Below are 18,881 nucleotides of genomic sequence, written 5' to 3'. Positions count from 1 at the left end.
CATGCGCTTGAACGATCTCAAACCCGCGGCGGGCGCCAGGACCAAGCGCCTGCGCGTCGGTCGCGGCGGCGGTTCCGGCATCGGCAAGACCTGCGGCCTGGGCCACAAGGGCCAGCACGCCCGCGCCGGCGGCTATCACAAGGTGGGCTTCGAAGGCGGCCAGATGCCGCTGCAACGCCGGCTGCCCAAATTCGGCTTCAAGTCGCTGACGGCGGATACGGTGGCCGAGGTACGTCTGGGCGATCTGGCCAGGATGAAGGCCAAGCCCATCGATCTGGAGGCGCTGCGCAAGGCCGGTGTGATCGGCCCGGGCGTCGAGCGCGTGCGGGTCATACTCTCTGGCGAACTCAAGAAGGCGCTGGCCATCAAGGGCCTGACGGTGACCAAGGGCGCGCGCACGGCGATCGAAAAGGCCGGCGGCAGCATCGAGGCGTGACAGTGGCTAAAACGTCAACAGACAGAAGCACCACCGGCCTGCCGAGCTTGAGCAAGCTTACCGAGCTGCGCGACCGGCTGCTGTTCCTGGTGGGCGCGCTGATCGTGTTCCGGATCGCCACGCACATCCCGGTGCCGGGCATCAATCCGAACGCGTTGAAGCAATTGTTCGAGCACGGCACCATCCTCGACATGTTCAACATGTTTTCCGGCGGCGCCTTGCAACGCCTGTCGGTGTGCGCGCTGGGGATCATGCCGTACATCTCCGCCTCGATCATTGTGCAGTTGCTGACCATGGTGGTGCCAGCCTTCGAGTCATTGAAGAAGGAGGGCGAGAGCGGCCGCCGCAAGCTGATGCAGTATTCCCGCTATGGCACGGTCATCCTCGCCGTATTTCAGGCCCTGGGGGTGTCCATCGCGCTGGAAGGGCAGAGCGCCGGCGGCCAGGGCTTGGTGCTGAATCCCGGCCTCGGGTTCCAGATCACCGCCGTCACCTCGTTGGTGACGGGCACGATGTTCCTCATGTGGTTGGGCGAGCAGATCACCGAACGCGGCGTGGGCAACGGCATCTCCATGCTCATCTTCGCCGGCATCGTCGCCGGCCTGCCGCGCGCCGTGGTCAGCACGCTGGAACTGGCGCGCACGCAGGAGATCAACATCGTCATGGTGGTGGCGCTATTTGCCGTGGCCGTGGTGGTGACGGGAATCGTGGTCTTCATCGAGCGCGGCCAGCGCCGGATCACGGTGAATTACGCCCGGCGCCAGTCGGGGCAGCGGATCTACGCGGGCCAGGCCAGCCACCTGCCGCTCAAGATCAACATGTCCGGCGTTATTCCGCCCATATTCGCGTCCAGCATCATCCTGTTCCCGGCCACGATCGGCAGCTGGTTCGGCAGCAACGAAAACATGCACTGGCTGCGGACGATTTCCAATACCATCGCGCCCGGCCAGCCGCTGCACGCGCTGCTCTACGCCATCGCCATCATTTTCTTCTGCTTCTTCTATACGGCGATCGTGTTCAATCCGAAGGACACGGCGGAAAACCTGAAGAAGTCCGGCGCCTTCATCCCCGGCATCCGTCCCGGCGAACAGACCGCCAATTACGTCGACGGCGTCATGACGCGCCTGACCCTGGCCGGCGCGATTTACATCACGCTCGTGTGCCTGCTGCCCGAACTGCTGATCTCGAAGTTTCACGTGCCGTTTTATTTCGGCGGCACATCGCTGCTCATCATTGTCGTGGTGGTCATGGATTTCATGGCCCAGGTGCAGGCGCACATGCTCTCGCATCAGTACTCCGGCCTGCTGAAGAAGGCCAATCTCAAGGGGATCCGGCGTTAGGCGCCGGCCGCGCGGAGAGGAATCATGAAAGTCAGGACATCGGTAAAACCGCTGTGCCGCAACTGCCGCGTCATCGTGCGCAAGCGGGTGGTACGGGTGATCTGCAAGAATCCGAAACACAAGCAGCGGCAGGGTTGAGGCAGGCATGCGCTTGATCCCAGCCCACCATCCGCATAGAATCCCCGCCCCCTTCAGGGCAGGGGGCGTATTTCTGAATTGAGAGGGGTGGACCCATGGCGCGAGTCGCAGGCGTAAACATACCGGTGCAGAAGCACGCGGAGATCGCGTTGCGGTACATCTATGGCATCGGCCCAACGCGTGCGCGGGAGATTTGCAAGACGGTGGGCGTGAATCCGACCACCAAAATCAAGGACTTGAATGACGCGCAGCTCGACGCCATCCGCGCCGAGGTGGCGAAGTTCACCGTCGAGGGCGATCTGCGCCGCGAGATTTCGATGAACATCAAGCGGCTCATGGACCTGGGTTGCTATCGCGGCCTGCGTCACCGCCGCGGGTTGCCGGTGCGCGGACAGCGTACGCGCACCAATGCGCGCACCCGCAAGGGGCCGCGCAAGGCGATAAAGAAATTGAGCACCACTCCCGCCACCTGAATTGAGCGACTTGGAACATGGCTGACACACCAACACCGACACCGGCGACCCCCGCCGCCGCGGCTGCAACGCCCGCCGCCGCGCCGCGCGCCCGCAAACGCACGAAGAAGACCGTCGTGGACGGCATCGCGCACATCCACGCGTCCTTCAACAACACCATCATCACCATCACCGATCGACAGGGCAACGTCATTGCCTGGGCGACGGCGGGCGGCGCCGGTTTCCGCGGTTCGCGCAAGAGCACGCCGTTCGCCGCGCAGGTGGCCGCCGAGAAGGTGACGGCGGCGCTGAAGGAACTGGGCGTGCAGAGCCTCGATGTTTACGTCAAGGGACCGGGACCGGGGCGCGAATCGGCGGTGCGGTCGTTGAACGCCGCCGGCTTCAAGGTGACGAACATCACCGACGTCACGCCCATTCCGCACAACGGCTGCCGTCCGCCTAAGAAACGTCGCGTTTGATTTTTTCACACCACCCCTCGGGACTTTAAAGAATCATGGCAAGGTATATCGGGCCCAAGTGCAAGAAGAGCCGCAGTCACGGCGCCGACCTGAATTTGAAGGGACGCGGGCGCTCGCTGGAGGCGAAGTGCCAGCTCGACAAGCCGCCGGGCCAGCACGGCGACAATCGCCAGCGCCGCACCTCGGACTACGCCCTGCAGCTGCGCGAGAAGCAGAAGCTGCGCTACATGTACGGCGTGCTGGAGCGGCAGTTCCGCAATTACTACGCCGAGGCGGCGCGCCGCAAGGGAGCCACCGGCGACAACCTGTTCAAGCTGCTGGAGTGCCGGCTGGACAACGTGGTGTACCGCATGGGTTTTGGCACCACCCGCGCCGAGGCCCGGCAACTGGTGCGCCACAAGGCGGTCAGCGTGAACGGCCAGACCGTGAACATCCCCTCCTTCAGCGTGCGTCCCCGCGATGTGATCGCCATCCGCGAGCACGCCAGGAAGCAGGCGCGTATCCAGGACGCCCTGACCGTGGCCGAACAGCTCGGCCTGCCGGAATGGGTCGAGGTCGATGCGACCAGGATGGAGGGCACGTTCAAGAGCGTTCCCGACCGCGCCGATCTGCCGCCGGACATCAATGAAGCGCTGGTAGTGGCGTTGTATTCGAAGTAAGGGCACGGCGTGGTTGTAGTCACCCGCTAATGCAGGAGAAATCATGATGCGCGCAACCGAAATCGAATTGCTGAAACCCCGTCTGGTCGACGTCGAGCCGGTGAACGAGCGCTGCGCCAAGATCACGCTCGAACCGCTGGATCGAGGCTTCGGACACACGCTGGGCAACGCCCTGCGCCGCGTGTTGCTGTCCTCGCTGCCGGGCAGCGCGGTGGTGGAGGTGGAGATCAGCGGGGTGCTGCATGAATACACCACCGTCCCCGGCGTGCAGGAGGACGTCATCGACATCCTGCTGAACCTGAAGAGCCTGGCCATCCGCATGCACGCCAAGCGCGAGGCGACGCTGACCCTGAACAAGAAGGGGCCGGGCAAGGTCACGGCCGGCGACATCACCCTCGACCACGACGTGGAAATCGTGAATCCGGAACAGCACATCGCCACGCTGACCGAGGCGGGCGAGCTCAACATGACGCTGAAGGTCATGCGCGGCCGCGGCTATGAGCCGGTCACCGTCCGCGCCCAGCCCGAGGAGACCGGGCAGACCATCGGCCGGCTCAAGCTGGACGCGAGCTTCAGCCCGATCCGGCGCGTGGCCTACGAGGTGCAGAACGCCCGCGTCGAGCAGCGCACCGATCTGGACAAGCTGATCCTGACGGTGGAGACCAACGGCGCCATCGACCCGGAAACGGCGGTGCGCAATGCCGCCCACCTGCTCAAGGATCAATTGTCCGTGTTCGTGGATCTGCAGGGCGCCGAGCAGCCCGAGGCCGCCCATCGTGCTGAGGCGGAGGTCGATCCGATCCTGCTGCGCCCGATCGACGATCTGGAACTGACCGTGCGTTCCGCCAACTGCCTCAAGGCCGAAAGCATCCATTTCATCGGCGATCTGATCCAGCGCACCGAGGTGGAGTTGCTCAAGACCCCCAATCTCGGCAAGAAGTCACTGACCGAGATCAAGGAAGTGCTGGCCGCGCGCGGGTTGTCACTCGGCATGCGCCTGGAAAACTGGCCGCCGGCGTCGCTGGCCGCCAAGGTCTCTGGCTGATTATTGCCACCCGGTCTGGAAGGAATGAGCCATGCGTCATCGTAATGTCGGCCGCCAACTGAGCCGCGACAGTTCCGCCCGCAAGGCGGTGCTGCGCAGCCTGGCGCAGTCTTTGTTCCGCTACGAGTTCATCACCACGACCCTGCCGAAGGCCAAGGAACTGCGCCGCACCGCCGAGCCGCTCATCACGCTGGCCAAGAAGGACAGCCTGGCGCATCGGCGTCTGGCTTTTGACCGTCTGCGCGATCGCGAGATGGTCACGAAGCTGTTCAAGGAACTGGGGCCGCGCTACGCCAAGCGTCCGGGTGGCTACCTGCGCATCCTGAAGCGTGGCTTCCGCCGCGGCGACAGCGCGCCGCTGGCCATCGTCGAGTTGGTGGATCGTCCCGCCGCACCGGCCGCGAAAACCTGATTCAATCCGCCGTCGATCGCCAAAAACCGGGCCGCGCGCCCGGTTTTCATTTTATACTGCCGCGATGATCGTCCTGTTCACCGACTTCGGCTGGGAGGGGCCCTACATCGGGCAGATGCAGGCCAGTATTCACGCCATTGCGCCACAGGCAGCCGTCGTCAACCTCTTTGCCGACGTGCCGGCGCACAATCCGCGCGCGGCGGCCTATCTGCTGGCAGCCTACGCTCCCGCCTTTCCCGCGGGCAGCGTGTTTGTCTGTGTCGTCGATCCGGGGGTCGGCACGGCGCAGCACCAGCCCGGCGTGGTGCGCTGTGACGGCAGGGATTACGTCGGTCCGGATAACGGCCAATTTGAAATGATCCGGCGGCGCGGGAAGAAAGTGGAGAATTACCACATCCTCTGGCGTCCCGAGCGGCTCTCCCACAGTTTTCACGGGCGCGATCTCTACGCGCCGGTCGCCGCCATGCTGGCTCCAGGGCAGCCGGTGGATCTGAAGGCCACGGCGGGCCTGCGTTTCCCGGACTGGCCGGACGATCTGGCGGAGATTATCTACCTCGATCACTTCGGCAACGCCATGACCGGCCTGCAGGCCTCGACCATGCCCGCCGGCGCCGCGCTGCGCGTCAAGGGGCGATCGTTGCCGCGATTGAAGACGTTCGCGGAGGCCGGTTTGGGCGAGGGCTTCTGGTATGAAAATGCCAACGGGCTGGTCGAAATCGCGGTCAACCAGGGCCGCGCCGATCACGTTTATGATCTGTCGGTCGGTGACGCCGTAAAAGTGGAGGCTTCCTGATGAAACGAACCGTAACCGTGTGGCGCAAATGGATGACCATTCTTCTTGGTGTGTCGGCGGCCATGTCCGCCGTTGCAGTCGAGAATAGCCAGCAGGGACTGCCGGTGAATCTGCCGGCACAGGGGCTGCCGCCGCCATTTGCAACGCCCTCGGTGGCCAATCCGGCAAACATCATTCCCCGTCCGCCGGGCGTGGAACTGAAACTGCCGCCGGGATTCAAGGTCGCGGAATGGGCCACCGGCCTGCCGGGGCCGCGCTACATGCTGCTGGGGCCGGGCGGCGAGGTGCTGGTGTCCGCCATGCACGCCGGCGCAATCATGGTGATCCGCGACGGCAGCACCAAGACACTGATCGATGATCTCACCGGGCCGTTCGGTCTGGCCTTCCACGACCGCTGGCTGTACGTCGCCGAGACCACCTCCGTCAAGCGTTATCCCTACGACAGCAATGCCATGACCGTCGGCAAGGGCGAGGAGGTGATCTCGCTTGAAGGCACCGACAGCGGCCATGTCACGCGCACGCTGCTGTTCGATGCCAAGCACGAATATCTGTACGTGAGCGTCGGTTCCGGCTCGAACGTGAACGCTGGCGAGCCCGCGATCCGCGCGGCGATCAACCGCTACCGTCCCGACGGCAGCGGGCACGAGATTTACGCCTCGGGCATACGCAACGCGATGGGGCTGGGCTGGAACCCCGTGACCGGTGAACTGTGGGCGACCTCGCACGAACGCGACGGCTTGGGCGATGACCTGCCGCCGGACTTCCTGACGCGCGTGCAACAGGGCGGCTTCTACGGCTGGCCGTATGCCTATATCGGCCCGCACGAAGACCCGCGCCGCAAGGGCGAGGCACCGGATTTGGTGGCAAAGACGCTCTATCCCAGCGTGTTGCTGGGCGGCCATGCCGGCGCGATGGGTTTGCTGTTCTACACCGGCTCGCAGTTTCCAGAGAAATACCGCAACGGTTGTTTTGTCGCCCTGCACGGTTCGTGGAACCGCGCCAAACATGCAGGTTACCGCGTGGTCTTTGTGCCGTTCAGTCACGGCAAGCCGGTTTCCGGGCCGGAGGATTTCCTGACGGGCTGGATGCTGGGCGAGGACCGGCAGGAAGTCTGGGGCCGGCCGGTCGGCCTGCTGCAACTGCCGGATGGCTCGCTGCTGGTGTCCGATGACGGCGCAGGCAAGATCTGGCGCGTGTCGTACGCGGCAACAAAATAAACCAGGGAGCATTCATGTCAGCGCTGATCTGCGGTTCGTTCGCCTACGACAACATCATGGTCTTTGAAGACCGCTTCAAGAACCACATCCTGCCCGACAAGATACACATCCTGAACGTGTCCTTCCTGGTGCCGCGGATGCGGCGCGAATTCGGCGGCTGCGCCGGCAACATCGCCTACAACCTCAAACTGCTCGGCGGCTGGCCGCTGCCAATGGGCACGGTCGGCGGCGATTTCCGCCCCTACCGGCAGTGGCTGGGAGAGAATCAGATTCCAGACCGGCACGTCACCGAAATTTCCGGCATGCTGACGGCGCAGGCGTTTATCACCACCGATCTCGACGACAACCAGATCACCGCCTTCCATCCCGGCGCGATGAATTTCGCGCACATGAATAAAGTCGCGTCGGCGAACGGCGTGACCATCGGCGTCATCGCCCCCGACGGCCGCGATGGCATGGTCGAACATGCCGCGCAGTTCGCCGCCGCGGGCATCCCCTTCATCTTCGATCCCGGCCAGGGCATGCCGATGTTCAACGGCGATGAACTGCGACGATTCCTCACGCAGGCCGCCTGGGTGACGCTGAACGACTACGAATGGCAGTTGATGCAGGATCGCACGGGCTTGAGCATCGAGCAGATCACGCAGCAGGTGCAGGCGTTGATCGTGACGCGCGGCGCCGATGGCTCCTCGATCCATACCAAGGAGAAAACCTATGATATCCCGATTGCCAAAGCCAAGGAGTTGGTTGATCCTACGGGCTGCGGCGATGCCTATCGGGCGGGTCTTCTATATGGCCTCATGAACAAGCTTGATTGGGAGACCACGGGGCGCATCGCCGCGCTCATGGGCGCCATCAAGATCGAATCCGCCGGCACCCAGAACCACCGTTTCAGCAAGGACGATTTCTGGGCCCGCTTCCGCGAAAGTTTCCAGCGCAACCTTTAGCGTCGTACATCGATATTAATAATTCGAAATTTCTACTAATCAAAATAGCAGGATCAACTGGTTTCAACATGGTTGGGATGGCTGTTTTTTTGCCCTAGTAGCATATACTTGGAGTCCAGGACTGTATAGTTTGGCAACGCGGTAACAAGATTTTTTATGATCAAATTGGATTACACCTATTGCTTGTAAAGTCGAAATTGCTTTATAAGCCTCATCGCCAAAAACGAGAGGCAATTCGTCTTTCGAATATTTCTCCTTATTTCGCTCAAGCTTCCGAATCCAATGCATAAGATGGGAAAATTCTGTTTGAAGAACGGTCTCTTTTCTATTTTTCGAAAGCTCATGATAAGCTTCCTGTATAGCTGTAATGGTCATAAATTCTTTTTTATCAGGATGCTTTTGAAGCCAGAGGGATTGAATGTGCAGAGCTTTCTTAAGCAGGTCAATTAAATCGCGTGGAGTAACAACACCCCGTCCATCCGAAAGAAGAGAAAAGATCCAATCAAACGCCAGCTGTCTGACGTATTTCAGAGCAAAAATCCTCTGAAAGCTTTCGCGCGCATAGTCAACGTCGTCTAATTTATTAGGATTGAGGTTATATTCCTGAGAAAGCCAAGGATCAGCAGCCAGTCTTTTTATGATCATTACGCATAAAGAATCGGACGTCCATTTAAGATTTGGCGCAGACCGTGCAGTGATGTGAGAAACAGCCGCCAGCGGCTCCTCCGAATCTGAACTAATCGCGTCAAGTATGTCATCACGCAAGAATATTTTTAGTCTTATATGGTTTGTAGTAAATGCATATAGCACCTTGAGCAAAGCCCTTAGTGCCTTAGTTTCTTCCGAGGAACGCCTTTTGAAAACAACGTCAAGATGATCAAGAATTATCCAGACTTTATATCCACTTATCTTTACTAAATTTGAAAGTGCGTCGATGCACAAGACCGTGTCCATATTTTCTAAATTTGGCACGACAACTTCCTGATAACCTTCTTCAATCTTTTCGCGGAAATTAAGCCCCCAAACTATTTGGTTCTTGTCGACGTCCCATGCCGCCCTTACACCTTCAATTGCGGCTATTGTAAATGCACATATAAGCTTAAGTAATTTTGTTGGGGAGGTGACTTTTCCGGCATCAATGAGTCCGAGATTCTCGTAGAGTTTTTTGAAATTTTTAAGTTCAGCTTCGTGAGGAATAAATATTGCTTTAATTTTATCATCGTAACATATCCTGTTATATATAAGACTTAAAAGATATGCTTTCCAAAATGTTTCAAATTGTGATTCAGAAAATCTCTGAAAGTGGTTGGCATAAGATTTAAAAATTGGTTCACCTTGGGTTTCGACACCAGAAACAACTATTGTTTTCCAATCCGTGAGAAGTTTATCTTCCAGAATCTCACCAAACATTCGAAAAAGAGAAGATTTCCCCGCCCCCTTGCTTCCTAACACGAGGTCAGCGCGATCATATAGTAAATCGGTGAAATGCTGAGTTTCGACCATGCATTTCCAGAGCAAGTTATCGTGCTCGGCAACTCCGTTCCCGAGGTCAAGATGTTGCAAACGATCATAGAGCGGTTTTTCGTTCATTAGGAGGCAAAAGAAAAAGCCCCGATGTTTATCGTTACATACATATCACATTTGGTGATTCAGATTATTTAAATTTTAAGATCAACCGTCTATTTTCTCTACTAGTTTCTCAAGTTCCCCTGACTTGGATACCGGGGCTTCGCAGTGGGTGCCTTCGCAGACATAAGCCACTGTACCGCTTTTGGAAGGTTCACGCGCGGCCAGCAGCGATGGCAGATTTTGGGCATCGGTGGGAATGGCAAAGACCTGACGGCGGGGGACGTAACCACGCATGGCGATACGCTGCCAGGCGATGAGTTCATCACCAGTGCCGCGCAACACTACGGTCTGTGGCGGTTGTAATAATTCTTCGAGTGCCGAGAGCAGGGTCAGATGCGCGGAGGGATGTTGCAAGATAGCGAGCCAGCAGGATTTGAGCGTGCGTTCGGCAGCCAGCAAATAGCGCTCATTCCCAAGCAAGTGTCCCAATCGTCCCAGCACCAGCGCGGCGATGCCGTTGCCGGCGGGCAGCGCCTCATCGGCGCAGGTCTTGCTGCGCAGGATGAGCTGCTCGTGATCATGCGCGGTGAAATAAAAGCCGCCTTTCTCCTTGTCTTCAAACTGCTCCAACAGCACATCGGCCAGCGCTGTGACCCAGGCCAGGTCCTCATCGCGCCAGTGCACGGAGAGCATCATCAACAGCGCATCAATCAGGAAGGCGTAATCGTCCAGATAGGCATTGAGATGCGCGTGGTTGTCCTTGTATGTCGCAAGCAGGCGATTGCCCTGCCACATGCGCGCGCGCAGAAAATCCAGCGCCCGCCGTGCGCTGTCGAGATAATCCTGGCGATCCAAATGAAATCCCGCCAGCGCCATGGTTTTGATCATCAACGCGTTCCATGAGGTCAAAATCTTCTCGTCGCGTCCGGGCCAGATGCGCTTGTTGCGTACTGTGAGTAGCTTTGCGCGCGCGGAGTTTAGCAATTCGCGTGCTTGTGTGATCTCCAGTTTTGCAGCTGCCGCAACGTCTTCAAGGGATTGCATGACGTGAAAATGCCATTGCCCTTCGAAATTCGGCGCATGGGAAAGACCATAATGTGGTGCGAGGACGGCATATTCGGCATCCGTCAGCAGGGCGCGCACTTCCTCGCGCGACCAAGCGTAAAACTTGCCCTCGTGTCCCTCCGAGTCGGCGTCCAGCGAAGAGTAATAGCCGCCTTCCGGAGATTGCATGTCGCGGGTCACCCAGTCGGCGGTTTCCATCGCAATCTGGCGGAAGCAGGGATCGCCCGTAATTTGCCAAGCCTGCACGTACAGCCCCAGCAACTGCGCATTGTCGTACAGCATCTTCTCGAAGTGCGGGATCATCCAGTGGGCATCGACGGAATAGCGCGCGAAGCCGCCGCCGATCTGGTCGTACATGCCGCCCTCCGCCATTTTCCGCAGGGTGAACACCGCCATATGCAGGGCCGGCGCATCGGACTCACCCGCTGCCACGGATGCGGCGTGATGCCGTAACAGCCGCTCCAGCATGGGTGGATGCGGAAATTTGGGCGCCGCGCCGAAGCCGCCGTCGACCGCGTCGAAACCGTTTTCAATGTCGCGCCGGGCCTTCAGCAGCGGTTCGGAGGAGGGCGCAGGGAGATCTTCGTCGTTTTGCGTGGACATCTGCCCGCGCAGGGCCTCCAGCACGGCCTGGTTCTGCTCACGCAGTTCAGGCAGCCGCTCGCGGTACACCTCGGCGATGTGCCGCAGCAAATCCTTGAACGAGGGCATGCCCCAGCGCGGCTCGCCCGGGAAGTAGGTGCCGCCGTAGAACGGCACATGGTCATCGTGGGTGAGGAACATGGTGAGCGGCCAGCCACCCGAGCGCCGGGTCAGCAGGTATTGCGCCGTCTGGTAGATTTTGTCGAGGTCGGGGCGTTCCTCGCGATCAACCTTGATGTTGACGAAGTGCTCGTTCATCAATGCCGCCGTCTCTTCGTCCTCAAAGGATTCGTGCGCCATGACGTGGCACCAGTGACAGGCCGAGTAGCCCACCGACAGCAGGATGGGCCTGCCCGTCTCGCGCGCGAGCTTGAGCGCCTCATCGCCCCACGGATGCCAGTCCACCGGGTTCCCGGCGTGCTGCAACAAATACGGACTGGTTTCGCCTGCGAGGGCGTTACGGTGAGCCCTTGCGGCGGAGGTCATGACAACAATATGCGGTTGACGGCGAGCGCAATCTGACGCGGCGGCAGTTCTCCGGCAACGGCCATTATCTTGTTGAACAGGCCGGGGATGACGATGGCGCGCCCGGCGTGCAGTCCCTGATAACCGGCCATCGCAACGGTCCGGGCATCCATGGGCCGCATCAGGCGGAACAGGCGGCCCGCCTTCTCACCGGCTCTTTGTTCGAATTCGGTACGCGTCGTGCCGGGGCACAGCGCTGTGACCGTGACGCCGCTGCCGCGCAACTCCACGGTCAGGGCGCGTGAGAACGACAGGACATAACTCTTGGAGGCGTAATACACGGCCATGCCGGGGCCGCCGGGCTGGTAGCCGACCACGGAACCGACATTGAGGATGCGTCCACGACGGCGCTGCAACATGGCCGGCAGCGCGTAGCGCGTCAACATGGTGAGGGCCTCCATGTTGACACGCAGCATGGTTTCCAGGGCGGCCGGATCCGTCGCGACAAAGGCGTCGGTGATGCCCAGACCTGCATTATTGACCAGCACATCGATCTGCAAATTTGCCTTTTCCACCTGGGTCCACAACTCGCGGGCCGCGCCCGGTTGTGAAAGATCAAGGGGGAACACAGTTACAGGCGTACCGTGCGCAGTTTTGAGTTCGTCCGCAAGCTGGTTGAGTTCCGCGGTCCGGCGAGCCGACAGCGCCAGTGCATAGCCGCCGGCGGCAAATAACCGGCTGAGTTCAAGTCCTATCCCGCTGGAGGCGCCGGTAATGAGCGCAATGGGTTTTGAGGTTGATGGGCCGGTCATGACGGTCTCCGATGGATGGATATCCATACATCATACCGCGAGGCCGACCTGATAGAATGAAGGTCTTATTTCAAAATTCCCGCATGCTCGCCTTTCCCAACATCGATCCCGTCGCCGTGCATCTGGGGCCGCTGGCCATACGCTGGTACGGGCTGGCGTATGTCGCCGGTTTTCTCGCGGCGTGGACGCTGTTGAACCAGCGTGCCGCCCGCCCGGGCTCCGGTTGGGACGCGGAGCAGGTGAGCGACCTCGTTTTCTACAGCGCGCTTGCCGTCGTGCTGGGCGGGCGTCTGGGTTACGTGCTGTTCTACAACCTGCCGGTATATCTGGCGCATCCGTTGGATATCTTCAAGGTCTGGCAGGGTGGCATGTCGTTCCACGGCGGCCTCGCTGCTTCGTTGCTGGTGCTGGCCGCTTTCGGGCATTTCACGGGCAGGGGCTTCCGCGCCGTGGCGGATTTCCTGGCGCCGGTTGTTCCCATCGGTCTGTGTCTGGGCCGCATTGCCAACTTCATCAATGGGGAATTATGGGGTGCGCCGACCGATCTGCCGTGGGGCGTGGTGTTTCCCAATCCGGACGCCGGCGGCATCCCGCGCCATCCCTCGCAGCTCTACGAGGCAGGGCTGGAAGGCGTGCTGCTGTTCGTGGTCTTGTGGTGGTACTCACAACGGCCCCGGCCCACGGGTGCGGTGGCCGGCCTGTTCCTGCTGGGTTACGGCACCTTGCGTTTTCTGGTCGAATTCGTACGCCAGCCGGATGCGCAACTCGGTTACCTGGCCTGGGACTGGCTCACCATGGGTCAGTTGCTGTCGCTGCCGGTGATATTGTTCGGCGTCTGGATGTTGTGGACAGCCAATCGCCGCTCTTAATCCATGCAAATCTATCTCGATCTATTGCGCCACATCCGCACGCATGGCGTGCGCAAAGGCGACCGCACCGGCACCGGCACGCTGTCCATATTCGGTCCGCAAATGCGATTCGACCTTGCTGCGGGTTTCCCGCTGCTCACCACCAAGAAGCTGCATATGAAGTCGATCATCTATGAACTGCTGTGGTTTTTGCGCGGCGGCACCAACGTGAAGTGGTTGCAGGAGCACGGTGTGACCATCTGGGACGAATGGGCGGACAAGAACGGCGACCTCGGCCCGGTCTATGGCGCACAGTGGCGCTACTGGCGGGCCGCCGATGGTCGTGTCATCGATCAGATCAGCGATGTCATCGATCGCATCCGCAAGGATCCGGATTCGCGACGTTTGCTTGTGACGGCATGGAATCCGGGTGAAATCGATAAGATGGCGCTGGCGCCGTGCCATGCGCTGTTCCAGTTTTATGTCGCGGATGGCCGACTGTCGTGCCAGCTCTATCAGCGCAGCGCCGATATGTTTCTCGGCGTGCCGTTCAACATTGCCTCCTACGCGTTGCTCGCCATGATGATCGCGCAGGTCACTGGTCTCAAACCCGGTGAGTTCGTACACACATTGGGCGACGCGCACATCTATCTCAATCATCTCGAGCAGGTGGATCTGCAGCTGACGCGCACGCCGCACGCTTTGCCCACCCTGCGCCTTAATCCGGCGGTGAAGGATTTGTTCGCGTTCCGATATGAGGATATCGCGTTGCGAGGGTATGAGCCGCATCCGGCAATTACGGCCCCTATTGCGATATGAGAGTTTCGATCATTGTTGCGGTTGATGAATGGCTTACTATTGGCTGGAGCAATCAATTACCTTGGCGTCTTCCGTCGGATCTTCGCAGATTCAAAAAGATTACCATGGGGAAAGCCATTATCATGGGGCGACGCACCTTCGAATCGCTTGGCAAACCTTTGCCGGGACGTACTAATATCATAGTGACACGAGATCGCAATTTCCTAGCGTCGGGTTGTACGGTTGCTCACTCTGTAGAAAGTGCACTAAATATGGCGAAGAAGTTAGCAACAGAGAAAACAGAAATTATGGTGATCGGTGGAGGTGAAATATATAAAGAGTTTTTTCCGTTTGTGTCTCGGATTTACCTTACACAAATAAAAGGCAGTCGTTTTTTTGGGGATACTACTTTCCCCCCAATTGATATGAATGAGTGGGAAATCATAAAAAAAGATGAGCGCAGGTTAAAACAGCTTAATGCTGATCCTTATAGTTTCCTCGTACTTGAGCGTATTTCTCATCAACGTAAAAGTCGCGCCGGAAAGAAAACAACTAAAAAGTCAGCATCGAATATCGATCGGAGATAGCTATTCTGCAGTGCCTGCCACGCGCGTGCGGCTTTTTATCTGGATTTCGCGGCCATCATTGAGGCACAAAGCCGTCAGAGCACCACCCCAGACGCAGCCGGTATCGATGCCATGGACGTTATGGGCACGGTAATTGATGCCGGTCAAACGCAGTGTTGCCCAATGACCGAAGATCAACGGCTCCTCCGCGCTGCGCCGTTCGGGCACGGTGAACCACGGTAATAGTCCTTTTTTCTGCCGGCCGGGCGCATTTTTCTCCGAGAGATCAACACGTCCTTTTTTGTCGCAGTAGCGCATGCGGGTGAGGCAGTTGGTGATGAAACGCAATCGCTCCCAGCCGTGCAGATTTTTGCGCCAGTGATCCGGTTCGTTGCCGTACATTTCCTCCAGGAACGCGGTAATCTTCTCTGAGCGCAGCACGGCTTCCACCTCCTGCGCCAGTGCCTGCGCCTGCGCGATGTCCCACTGCGGCGGCAGGCCGGCGTGGATGAGCGTGTAGCCCAGCGCGGGGTCCCAATGCAGCAGCGGCAGCCGCCGCAGCCAGTCCAGCAGTTCATCGCGATCCGGCGCGCGCAGCACGTCATCGAGCGTATCCTTACGATGCGGTTTCCGCTTGCCCCAGGCGCAGGCGAGCAGGTGTAGATCATGATTACCCAGCACGGTGATGGCGCGGTCGCCGAGATTGCGCACGAAACGCAGCGCACCGAGCGAATCCGGGCCGCGATTGACCAGATCGCCGGTGAACCACAGTCGATCCCGCGCCGGGTCGAACTTCAGGACATCGAGCAATTCCCGCAGTTCGGCGAAACAGCCTTGGATATCGCCGATGGCATAAACAGACATCAGCTAATGGAAACTCTGGGGAACGGCGAGGCGAAAGGGCGCGATGGGTGCGTCAAAGCGCACGCCATCGTCACCGACCATCTGATAACTGCCCTGCATGCTGCCGATGGGGGTCTCGATGGCGGCGGCGCTGGTGTAGCGGAAGGCCTCGCCGGGCGCGAGGTGCGGTTGCTCGCCGACCACGCCCTCGCCGCGCACCTCCTGCACCCGGCCGTTGGCGTCGGTGATGACCCAATGGCGGGTCAGCAGCTTGGAGCGCACCGAGCCGGCATTGAGGATGGTGATGGTATAGGCAAAGACGTAATGATTCTCCTCCGGCGCCGATTGATCATCGATATAACGGGTCTGTACGGAGACCTGGATGTCATGTGGATGCGGCATGTGCTTTTACGGGCGTGTCGGGTTGATGTTGATGAAAGGCGTGACCCCGCCCGTGACCTGCGGCAGGTGACCGTCCCATTTGTCGATGGCCTTCATCTGTGCTTCGATTTGCCGCAGCTGCACAAGTTCAGCGGTGACGTTTTCCTTCTGCAGGCGCAACGACTCGGCCTCCGCCTGCGCCGAGGCGATCTTCTGCTCCGCCTCGATCTTGATGCGCTCGAGGTCGCGCTGGGCCTTGAGTGCCAGCTGCTCGGCGGTCTGCTTGGCCTCGATGGCCTGGGCAAACTGCGGCGAGAAACGGAAATTCACGATGGAAAAATCATCGACGATGATATGGCGCTGGGCCAGTCGCTCGCGCAGGATGTCCTTGATCTCATCCCGCACCTTCTCGCGCTGGGTGATGAGTTCCACCGCCGTGTAACGCGCGGTCACCGCCTTGACGACTTCCTGCACGTTGGGATCGATGACGCGCTGAATGTATTCCTTGCGTAGCGACTGATAGACGTGATGGGCCTGATCGGGATCGATATGGTAGTTCACGGCGATGGTGCTGTGGGTGTCCTGCAGGTCCTTGGAGGAGGCGTCGGCCTCGGTCTGTTCCTTCTGGATGCTGACGTCCATGATCACCGCCTTGTCCAGGATCGGAATGCGCAGATGCAGACCTTCACCCCATACCGGCTCCTCGATCTTGCCCAGGCGCACCAGCACGCCGCGCTCGCCGGGGCCGACGATAACCACCGGGTTGACGATGCTGAATATAATCAAGGCACCGATGATGACGGCGATGGCGCGAAATACGGTGTTCAGCATGGGATGACCTCCTGAAGTGGATGATTTGACCACGAGGGACTTATGTTTGGGCATGGTTCTTTCGATCAGGTCATTTCCGTGCCCAGTTGCCGGTAGGCCAGCGCCTCACCCATATGCGCTGAGCCGATGTTAGCATCCCCGGCGAGATCGGCAATGGTACGCGAGAGTTTCAACACGCGGTGGGCGGCGCGGGCCGAGAGTTGCAGGCGGCTGATGGCCCGTTGCAGCAGGGTTTGCTCGGCCGTCGCCAGCGTGCAATCGCGCTCCACCTCCTTGGGGCCAAGCCAGGCGTTGGCCTTGCCGGCGCGGTGAAGTTGCCGCTCGCGCGCGCGACATACGCGCTCGCGCACCGTGGCGCTTGTTTCGGCGCTAGGATCGGCATTCAGGAGCGCATCCTGCGGGACATTCGGCACTTCAACCTGCAAGTCAATGCGATCGAGCAGCGGCCCCGACACACGCGCGCGGTAGCGGTGAATTTGATCCAGGGTGCAGTGGCAGCGTCCGCTGGCGTCGCCAAGATATCCGCACGGACATGGGTTCATGGCCGCGATCAACTGAAATCGCGCCGGGAAGCTCGCCTGCCGCGCGGCGCGCGAGATGGTGATGACTCCGCTTTCCAGGGGTTCGCGCAGCACCTCCAGCACCCGCCGGTCGAATTCCGGGAATTCATCGAGGAACAGCACGCCGTGATGCGCCAGCGAGATCTCGCCGGGACGCGGTTCGCTGCCGCCGCCGACCAGGGCCACGGCGGAGGCGGTGTGATGCGGGCTGCGGTAGGGCCGTAGTTTCCATTGCTCCACGCTGAAACCGAGATGGCTCACCGAGGCGATGGCGGCGGCTTCGAGTGCTTCCTCCTCCGTCATCGGCGGCAGCAGGCCGGGCAGACGCACCGCCAGCATGGTCTTGCCCGTCCCGGGCGGGCCCAGCATGAGTAAGTTGTGGCCGCCGGCGGCGGCGACCTCTAATGCGCGCTTGGCGTGCGGTTGGCCCTTGACCTCCGCCAGATCGCGCACGTCGGCCCCTGGTGCCGGTTCATTGTCCGCTTTGTGGGGCGCCAGGGGCGCGCTGCCGCTTAAGTGAGCACACACCGCCAGGAGGTGCGGCGCAGGCAGCACCGTAAGTCCCATGGCCAGCGCGGCTTCCTCGGCATTACCCACGGGCAGCAGCAGGGAACGGCCCGTCTGCCGCGCCGCCAGCGCAACCGGCAGCGTTCCGGAGACCGGTCGTAATTTCCCCGTCAGCGCCAGTTCGCCAATGAATTCATGCTGGCCCAGGGCGTGCGGGCTGATCTGACCGGAGGCCGCGAGGATTCCGAGCGCAATGGGCAGGTCGTAACGCCCACCCTCCTTGGGTAAATCCGCGGGCGCGAGATTGACGGTGATCCGGCGGGTGGGGAACTCGAAGCGGCTGTTCATGATGGCGCTGCGGACGCGATCCTTGCTTTCCTTCACCGCCGTCTCCGGCAGGCCGACGATGGACAGGCTGGGCAGGCCATTGGAGAGATGGACCTCCACGGTGACAGGAGGCGCGGCGATCCCCTCCTGCGCGCGGGTGTGGATGATGGCAACACTCATGAGATGGTGTCCAACTTCCTCTTGTCCCGGGTCGGGATCAAGCGGTGGAGTCGGGATGACGTGCCTGGCCTGCGGCCTCCAAGGCGGCGACCTGCCGCTCCAATTCCTCCAGACGCTGGCGCGTGCGCGAGAGCAGCGCCGTTTGCACGTCGAATTCCTCGCGCGTGACCAATTCCATGCGCGTCAACGTGGCGGAGAGCCAGGTGCGGGCATTCTTTTTCAGCTCCTCGCGGAAAGGGGAACTGGCGTTCGGATAGAAGGCCAGCAGGCCTTGCAGGAGGGAGTCGAGGCGATCTGCAAATAATGGGCGGCTCATGGGGTCGCGGTCGCTGAAGTGTGGTTTGCGCGTTCAGCCTACCATTGAAGGCATTTGCGGAGAATGCAGCTTGCTACGCGCACTACATGAGTGCGTATTGTATTGTGCATGCTTCAAATTGGTGCGACAGTAAAAACCAGTTCACAAAATTTACAAATAACATATTGATCTATAATAGTTTTTATATATGGCACGCACCATGCTAAAGCGGTGTTCAGTTAATAAAAGGGCAAATACCCGAATCGGGTTGCCC

22 protein-coding genes are annotated in these 18,881 nt (G+C 60.0%); 14 read left to right on the top strand and 8 right to left on the bottom strand.

Annotated features, from left to right (window positions below; genetic code table 11):
- Position 1 precedes the first annotated feature (1 nt).
- The 11 genes from rplO to VMH34_09375 all read left to right on the top strand — a co-directional run bounded on the left by rplO (position 2) and on the right by VMH34_09375 (position 7,918).
- Positions 2 to 436, top strand: coding sequence for a 50S ribosomal protein L15 (gene rplO, locus VMH34_09425; GenBank protein HTT08994.1), 435 nt, complete (start codon positions 2 to 4; stop codon positions 434 to 436).
- Positions 437 to 438: 2 nt separating this feature from the next.
- The gene (secY, locus tag VMH34_09420; GenBank protein HTT08993.1) at positions 439 to 1,776 is read left to right on the top strand and encodes a preprotein translocase subunit SecY; all 1,338 of its coding nucleotides are present in this window, start codon (positions 439 to 441) and stop codon (positions 1,774 to 1,776) included.
- A gap of 24 nt (positions 1,777 to 1,800) precedes the next feature.
- Complete coding sequence (gene rpmJ, locus VMH34_09415; GenBank protein HTT08992.1) at positions 1,801 to 1,914, top strand: 50S ribosomal protein L36; 114 nt, start codon at positions 1,801 to 1,803, stop codon at positions 1,912 to 1,914.
- A 95-nt stretch (positions 1,915 to 2,009) separates the two neighbouring features.
- Positions 2,010 to 2,387 (top strand): 30S ribosomal protein S13, encoded by a 378-nt coding sequence (rpsM, locus tag VMH34_09410; protein HTT08991.1) that lies wholly within the window; start codon positions 2,010 to 2,012, stop codon positions 2,385 to 2,387.
- 17 nt (positions 2,388 to 2,404) lie between these two features.
- Entirely contained in the window at positions 2,405 to 2,845 is a 441-nt protein-coding gene (gene rpsK / locus VMH34_09405) for a 30S ribosomal protein S11 (protein HTT08990.1), read from the top strand.
- 35 nt (positions 2,846 to 2,880) lie between these two features.
- Entirely contained in the window at positions 2,881 to 3,504 is a 624-nt protein-coding gene (gene rpsD / locus VMH34_09400; GenBank protein ID HTT08989.1) for a 30S ribosomal protein S4, read from the top strand.
- Positions 3,505 to 3,550: 46 nt separating this feature from the next.
- The gene (gene rpoA, locus VMH34_09395; GenBank protein HTT08988.1) at positions 3,551 to 4,549 is read left to right on the top strand and encodes a DNA-directed RNA polymerase subunit alpha; all 999 of its coding nucleotides are present in this window, start codon (positions 3,551 to 3,553) and stop codon (positions 4,547 to 4,549) included.
- Between the two features lie 31 nt (positions 4,550 to 4,580).
- Entirely contained in the window at positions 4,581 to 4,961 is a 381-nt protein-coding gene (gene rplQ, locus VMH34_09390) for a 50S ribosomal protein L17 (protein HTT08987.1), read from the top strand.
- Between the two features lie 64 nt (positions 4,962 to 5,025).
- Positions 5,026 to 5,754 (top strand): SAM-dependent chlorinase/fluorinase, encoded by a 729-nt coding sequence (locus VMH34_09385; GenBank protein HTT08986.1) that lies wholly within the window; start codon positions 5,026 to 5,028, stop codon positions 5,752 to 5,754.
- Positions 5,754 to 6,971, top strand: a complete 1,218-nt coding sequence (locus VMH34_09380; protein ID HTT08985.1) for a PQQ-dependent sugar dehydrogenase — start codon at positions 5,754 to 5,756, stop codon at positions 6,969 to 6,971. The genes VMH34_09385 and VMH34_09380 overlap by 1 nt, the downstream gene beginning before the upstream one ends.
- A gap of 14 nt (positions 6,972 to 6,985) precedes the next feature.
- A complete protein-coding gene (locus VMH34_09375) occupies positions 6,986 to 7,918 on the top strand; it encodes a carbohydrate kinase family protein (GenBank protein ID HTT08984.1) in 933 nt (310 codons plus the stop codon).
- A 63-nt stretch (positions 7,919 to 7,981) separates the two neighbouring features.
- Here the strand turns inward: VMH34_09375 and VMH34_09370 are convergent, their stop codons facing one another.
- The 3 genes from VMH34_09370 to VMH34_09360 all read right to left on the bottom strand — a co-directional run bounded on the left by VMH34_09370 (position 7,982) and on the right by VMH34_09360 (position 12,471).
- A complete protein-coding gene (locus tag VMH34_09370) occupies positions 7,982 to 9,508 on the bottom strand; it encodes a hypothetical protein (GenBank protein ID HTT08983.1) in 1,527 nt (508 codons plus the stop codon).
- Between the two features lie 81 nt (positions 9,509 to 9,589).
- Positions 9,590 to 11,680, bottom strand: a complete 2,091-nt coding sequence (locus VMH34_09365; GenBank protein ID HTT08982.1) for a thioredoxin domain-containing protein — start codon at positions 11,678 to 11,680, stop codon at positions 9,590 to 9,592.
- On the bottom strand, positions 11,677 to 12,471 hold the full coding sequence (locus tag VMH34_09360; protein ID HTT08981.1) for an SDR family oxidoreductase: 795 nt from the start codon (positions 12,469 to 12,471) through the stop codon (positions 11,677 to 11,679). The genes VMH34_09365 and VMH34_09360 overlap by 4 nt, the downstream gene beginning before the upstream one ends.
- A gap of 83 nt (positions 12,472 to 12,554) precedes the next feature.
- Here VMH34_09360 and lgt point away from each other — a divergent pair, with 83 nt between their 5' ends.
- The 3 genes from lgt to VMH34_09345 are packed head-to-tail and all read left to right on the top strand — an operon-like array spanning position 12,555 to position 14,704.
- On the top strand, positions 12,555 to 13,340 hold the full coding sequence (lgt, locus tag VMH34_09355; GenBank protein HTT08980.1) for a prolipoprotein diacylglyceryl transferase: 786 nt from the start codon (positions 12,555 to 12,557) through the stop codon (positions 13,338 to 13,340).
- A 3-nt stretch (positions 13,341 to 13,343) separates the two neighbouring features.
- A complete protein-coding gene (locus VMH34_09350; GenBank protein ID HTT08979.1) occupies positions 13,344 to 14,138 on the top strand; it encodes a thymidylate synthase in 795 nt (264 codons plus the stop codon).
- Positions 14,135 to 14,704: a dihydrofolate reductase gene (locus VMH34_09345; protein ID HTT08978.1), complete on the top strand. Its 570-nt coding sequence runs from the start codon at positions 14,135 to 14,137 to the stop codon at positions 14,702 to 14,704. Before VMH34_09350 ends, VMH34_09345 begins: the two co-directional genes overlap by 4 nt.
- On the opposite strand, the gene VMH34_09340 is transcribed toward VMH34_09345, so the two are convergent.
- The 5 genes from VMH34_09340 to VMH34_09320 form a co-directional block, all read right to left on the bottom strand.
- Positions 14,705 to 15,547 carry a symmetrical bis(5'-nucleosyl)-tetraphosphatase gene (locus VMH34_09340; protein ID HTT08977.1) on the bottom strand — a complete coding sequence of 281 codons (843 nt, stop codon included), beginning with the start codon at positions 15,545 to 15,547 and terminating at the stop codon, positions 14,705 to 14,707.
- 3 nt (positions 15,548 to 15,550) lie between these two features.
- Positions 15,551 to 15,928 carry a Co2+/Mg2+ efflux protein ApaG gene (apaG, locus tag VMH34_09335; protein ID HTT08976.1) on the bottom strand — a complete coding sequence of 126 codons (378 nt, stop codon included), beginning with the start codon at positions 15,926 to 15,928 and terminating at the stop codon, positions 15,551 to 15,553.
- A gap of 6 nt (positions 15,929 to 15,934) precedes the next feature.
- On the bottom strand, positions 15,935 to 16,738 hold the full coding sequence (locus VMH34_09330) for a prohibitin family protein (protein HTT08975.1): 804 nt from the start codon (positions 16,736 to 16,738) through the stop codon (positions 15,935 to 15,937).
- 65 nt (positions 16,739 to 16,803) lie between these two features.
- A complete protein-coding gene (locus tag VMH34_09325; GenBank protein HTT08974.1) occupies positions 16,804 to 18,312 on the bottom strand; it encodes a YifB family Mg chelatase-like AAA ATPase in 1,509 nt (502 codons plus the stop codon).
- A 37-nt stretch (positions 18,313 to 18,349) separates the two neighbouring features.
- A complete protein-coding gene (locus tag VMH34_09320) occupies positions 18,350 to 18,628 on the bottom strand; it encodes an accessory factor UbiK family protein (protein ID HTT08973.1) in 279 nt (92 codons plus the stop codon).
- Positions 18,629 to 18,881 lie beyond the last annotated feature (253 nt).

It is taken from the genome of Gammaproteobacteria bacterium (assembly GCA_035501935.1).
Classification (GTDB): Bacteria; Pseudomonadota; Gammaproteobacteria; order JAJPIJ01; family JAJPIJ01; genus JAJPIJ01.
Note: the sequence above shows the minus strand (reverse complement) of the source record. Positions and strands in the feature narration are given on the sequence as shown.